We start from the raw sequence: 4,890 nt of genomic DNA, 5'->3' as shown, positions 1-4,890 counted from the left end.
AGCAGCGGATTGAAAATCCGCGTGTCGGTGGTTCGATTCCGCCCCTAGGCACCATATATAAAAAAGGGTTACGAGCAATCGTAACCCTTTTTTATTTGCAGGGGACACTGCTTCCTTAGTGCCAATTCTGCTGTAGCGGATTGGCATGACAGAATGCTTTTTCTAGCTCAACGATATTGAAAATTGTGCCCCCTACCATAGTGCTCAAACCGCCCGGGCACACCAGATGATCTTGCCCACTACCGGATTCTCTTCCAGCTTTTTCAGATCAATATTCCAACCGGGATACTCAGGGTTATCGCTGGTTATTTCCAGTTCATGCTGTATCTGTTTGACCCGCTTGGCCATCAAACCATCGTCTGTCTGAATAAGATAAACCGCTTCACTCTGAACTGATTTCCGGGACATATCTACCAACACCTGGTCTCCGTCCCGAAAAGTAGGAAGCATACTGTCACCACTGATCCTGACAAATGCCAGGTTTTCACCGGAAACGCCCAGCTGTCGGCTCAGAAAGGCTTTATTAAAGGCAAAATAGTCGCTGACATCTTCACCTTGCACCACAGAGCCCATTCCTGCACTGGCCTGCACATCAAACATAGGAGTGAAGACAATTTCTTTACTGTCTGAAGCATTAGATATTTGTCCACTGTCGTTTTGATTACCCGTCAACAACCAGTTTAAGTCTACCCGAAACTCATCATAGAGACTTTCCAGATAAGCCATGGAAGGGCGGCTGGTACCCCGACAGATTTTATAGATATGAGAGGCGGATTTACCTGTCATTTCGGCAAACTGTTTTTTGTTACCCTGTGTCAGACGATCAACTATCAACTGAAATCGACGTGCGAAAGCGTTTGCCATACCCTGCTTTGTCCTGAAAAAGAATAAAGGGTTGATTATACAACAGCAGGTCTGATGCCAGTGATATAGATATGAAAAGTCATTCGCTGTTCAGCCTTTTATCAAGGACCTATATAATCAATCAATGACTTTCCGGCTACGCTCTTATCAAAAAGAAGCTGTTTCCAAAGTGATACAGCATTTTCGCAAAAGTGACGACCCTGCTCTTGTGGTTCTGCCCACAGGTGCAGGTAAAAGTCTGGTGATCAGTGAACTGGGGCGAATTGCCCGTGGCCGGGTTTTGATTCTGGCTCATGTCAAAGAGCTGGTTGAACAGAATCATGCCAAGTATGAGAGCTATGATTTGAAAGCCTCCATTTTCAGTGCCGGCCTGGGCAGGAAAGAAGCTTCTGAGCAGGTTGTATTCGGCAGTATTCAATCGGTCGCCAAAAACCTGAATCAGTTTGATGACGATCATTTCTCGCTACTGGTCATTGATGAGTGCCATCGGGTTTCTCTGGAGAAGACCTCCAGTTATCACAGGGTCATAGAGCACCTCCAAACGCTCAATCCGAGGCTGAAAATACTGGGGTTAACGGCTACACCCTATCGGCTTGGAATGGGCTGGATTTATCAGCATTACTTGCCTGGAAACAAAAAAGGCACCCTGAAAACGGCTGAAAAGCGATTTTTCAAAAGCTGTATCTATGAACTTCCATTGTCGTACATGATTAAAAATCACTATCTGACACCCGCAACTTTAATCGATGCTCCAGTTATTTTTTACGACTTTAGCCTTTTATCAAGAGACCGTTTTGGTCGCTGCAGCGAAGCGGATCTGAACAAGCTTCTGGAAGGCAAAGGGCGGGCAACGAAACAGATCATCACCCAGGTTATGAAAGCGTCAGAAGACAGAAAAGGCGTCATGATTTTCGCCTCCACCGTGGATCATGCCCGGGAAATAATAGGCTATCTGCCAGAATCTGAATCTGCTTTGATTATTGGTGACACGCACACTCAGGCGCGTGACAACCTGATTCAGGCTTTCAAGGCTCAGAAGATCAAATATCTCGTCAACGTGTCAGTATTAACCACCGGCTTCGATGCCCCTCATGTTGATTTGATCGCTATTCTTCGCCCCACAGAGTCTGTCAGTCTTTATCAACAGATTGTGGGCCGCGGGCTTCGTCTGGCAGAAAGCAAGAAAGATTGTCTGGTGATAGACTTTGCCGGAAATCGCTATGATCTGTTCAGCCCTGAAATAGGTAGCCCAAAGCCAGACTCCCAATCCGTTCCGGTGACGGTTCCCTGTCCTGCCTGTGGCCATGAGAACAGCTTCTGGGGCATCCTCGACAACGACGGTGATCTGGTTGAACACTATGGCCGCCGCTGTCAGGGCATTGAAGAGTTTGAAGGTCAAATGGTTCAATGTGACTTCCGCTATCGCTTCAAGGAGTGCGAAGAATGCGGTGCAGAGAACGATATTGCCGCCAGAAAGTGCCATCAATGCAGAAGAGCACTGGTTGATCCGGATAAAAAACTGCGAGACGCCCTTAACCTGAAAGACTGCATGGTTCTTCGTTGCTCTGGCATGACGCTGGAACCTGACTCCGGGGGCAATAACCCCAGAATCAAAATTACCTACTACGATGAAGACGGAGCCGAAGTCTGCGAGTATTTCCGCCTGGATACCCCTGCTCAACAGGGTGCTTTTTATCATCATTTTGGCAAGCATGCTTTGATTAACCGTGCTGAGCCTTTCAGGGCAAAGTCCGTGGATGCCGTTATTCGTCAGCAAAAGAAATTTCGCAAACCTGACTTCGTGATTGCTCAAAAAGAGAAACACTATTGGTCGGTCATTGATAAGCTTTTCGACTATGAAGGTCATTATCGAAAGGCTTATAACGCAGAATAAGGCTTTTGTCGTTCATTAATTTCCTTCAGGATATACGTCTGAAAGAGCACCAGCACTTTTTCCATCTTTGGTGCACGTTTACACAAAAATGCACCGATTCTCTTCCTTCCCCGCAATTCCCTTCTTGTAGCGTTGACCATCCTGTAAGTGGTTAACTTATTAAAAAACAGAATGTTAAGAGACAGATCAAAGGTCAGGCATCTTTCTTGCTGCAAAGGACTCGACGAATAATAAATAAAGCGAGATGGAACTATATGGCTTATATCGAACCCGATGAATTTGTTAAAAAAATGGTGGACTCCGGTGAGTCCAAGATCTTTATGTCGACCAAAGATACCTTTATCCGGGCCTTCATGGCAGGAGCTATTCTGGGGCTGGCTGCCATCTTTGCCATTACAGTGACTATCAATACTGGCTCCCCGCTAATTGGAGCTCTGCTGTTCCCGATCGGTTTTATCATGCTGTATCTCATGAAGTTTGACTTGCTGACTGGTGTCTTTACCCTGGTTCCCCTGGCGTTAATTGATAAACGACCCGGCGTCGATATGAGAGGGCTTCTCAGGAATTGGGGGCTGGTATTTCTGGGGAACTTTGCCGGAGCACTGACTACCGCTTTCTTTGTGTCGTTTATTTTGACCTACGGCTACAGCATTGATGGTGGAGCAATAGCTGCGAAGGTCTCCGCCATTGGTGAGTCGAGAACTTTAGGCTACCAAGAGCACGGTCTTGCTGGCTGGTTAACCATTTTTGTTCGGGGAATGCTCTGCAACTGGATGGTATCAATGGGCGTTGTCGGTGCCATGATCTCAACTTCTGCAGGTGCCAAGATGGTAGCCATGTGGATGCCCATTATGCTGTTTTTCTTCATGGGCTTTGAGCACTCTATCGTCAATATGTTTCTTTTCCCCTTCTCAATGATTATGGGCGGTGAGTTTACTGTTATGGATTACTTGATCTGGAATGAGCTACCGACTGCTCTGGGGAATCTGGTAGGGGGTTTCCTTCTGGTTGGTTTGCCACTTTATCTGACCCATGTACGAACCAGCCCAGAGCGCGAACTGGCATAACACAACGGTGCGACTACCTCTCTTATTCAAGAGGTAGTCGCAGATGCTGCATTGAGAAACAAGAACTGAACGATCCCCCCGACCCATCGATTTTTTAGATCTATATATCCACGATATTTGTGATGTTATTCGATATTATTATACTTTTGGCCTCTAACATAAAAACATGATCTGGATTGTCGCACTCATTGCTCTGTCTATTATTGGTAACTTTATGCTGCTCCTACCTTCCAGATCGGAAAGGCGACGCATGAAGCTCAGAAACAAGGCCATCCTGTCTGGCTTTACCTGCCGGGAAATCAGAGACGAAGATCTTTTACCTGAAGCTGCCAGCATCAAACAAAGCCCCTGGCTTGAGTATTCCACAGTGTCTCTTGCTCAAGACAATGACTCGCTCATTGTTCTGGAGAAAGCCGATGGACACTGGCCTGAAAACACCAGAGTCAGCTCTGAGATACTCTCCAAATTGCCTGCTTCTGCTGTAAGAGTCGTCTTCCGGACAGGTTCCATCGCAGTACTCTGGAATGAAGAAGGTGAACTGGAAGATGTTCAGAGCATCATGGATTTTCTGGAGAGTGTTGCTGTTACAGAACCCAGCCAAAAACCTGAACCGCCACCATTGAGAGTGGCAAGATACGATTGAGCAAAAACGCCACTTCTTACTCTCTTGACCTCTGTGGTGAAAAAACTTAACCGTTTGTTAATCTTCTCTTTTGGATTAGCCGTAGATAATTAAAGCTCAGCAAAAACCTCCCGACTTTTTCGCCGCCTGTTTGTCCCTATTGATACACCCGCAGCTCTCTACATTATGAATGCCAGCAATCCTACCCTCGGGTTGATCACAGGCTTAGCATTTATCGCAGTCCGTCTTTAGTTCTTCTGCCGCTTTTTTGCCACAAAACAAAAAAACCAGCCGATCACTCAACTGGGGGTCAGCTTCATTCAATGCCTGGCGATGACCCGCTCTCACATGGGGAAGCCCCACACTACCATCGGTGGGGGCCGCCCAAGTATGTGCGTTTCACTGGCCTCAACGCAAAAACCCCAGCCGATCACTCAACTGGG

4 protein-coding genes are annotated in these 4,890 nt (G+C 46.8%); 3 read left to right on the top strand and 1 reads right to left on the bottom strand.

Annotated elements, in window-relative coordinates:
* Positions 1 to 204: 204 nt before the first annotated feature.
* Entirely contained in the window at positions 205 to 864 is a 660-nt protein-coding gene (locus KDK16_RS02480; protein WP_257274507.1) for an XRE family transcriptional regulator, read from the bottom strand.
* Between the two features lie 124 nt (positions 865 to 988).
* Here KDK16_RS02480 and KDK16_RS02475 point away from each other — a divergent pair, with 124 nt between their 5' ends.
* From KDK16_RS02475 to KDK16_RS02465, 3 genes are all read left to right on the top strand, one after another.
* Positions 989 to 2,758, top strand: coding sequence for a DEAD/DEAH box helicase (locus KDK16_RS02475; RefSeq protein WP_257274506.1), 1,770 nt, complete (start codon positions 989 to 991; stop codon positions 2,756 to 2,758).
* 254 nt (positions 2,759 to 3,012) lie between these two features.
* Positions 3,013 to 3,825, top strand: a complete 813-nt coding sequence (locus KDK16_RS02470; RefSeq protein ID WP_257254730.1) for a formate/nitrite transporter family protein — start codon at positions 3,013 to 3,015, stop codon at positions 3,823 to 3,825.
* Positions 3,826 to 3,991: 166 nt separating this feature from the next.
* The gene (locus KDK16_RS02465; RefSeq protein WP_257274505.1) at positions 3,992 to 4,468 is read left to right on the top strand and encodes a hypothetical protein; all 477 of its coding nucleotides are present in this window, start codon (positions 3,992 to 3,994) and stop codon (positions 4,466 to 4,468) included.
* The last annotated feature ends 422 nt before the right edge of the window (positions 4,469 to 4,890 follow it).

The organism is Endozoicomonas sp. SESOKO4 (assembly GCF_024606275.1).
This window is presented reverse-complemented; position numbering and strand designations above follow the sequence as displayed.

What these genes read in the sequence shown, in the direction of transcription:
- KDK16_RS02480 (WP_257274507.1), bottom strand. Translation starts at nt 864, where the DNA reads ATGGCAAACGCTTTCGCACGTCGATTTCAGTTGATAGTTGATCGTCTG.
- KDK16_RS02475 (WP_257274506.1), top strand. Translation starts at nt 989, where the DNA reads ATGACTTTCCGGCTACGCTCTTATCAAAAAGAAGCTGTTTCCAAAGTG.
- KDK16_RS02470 (WP_257254730.1), top strand. Translation starts at nt 3,013, where the DNA reads ATGGCTTATATCGAACCCGATGAATTTGTTAAAAAAATGGTGGACTCC.
- KDK16_RS02465 (WP_257274505.1), top strand. Translation starts at nt 3,992, where the DNA reads ATGATCTGGATTGTCGCACTCATTGCTCTGTCTATTATTGGTAACTTT.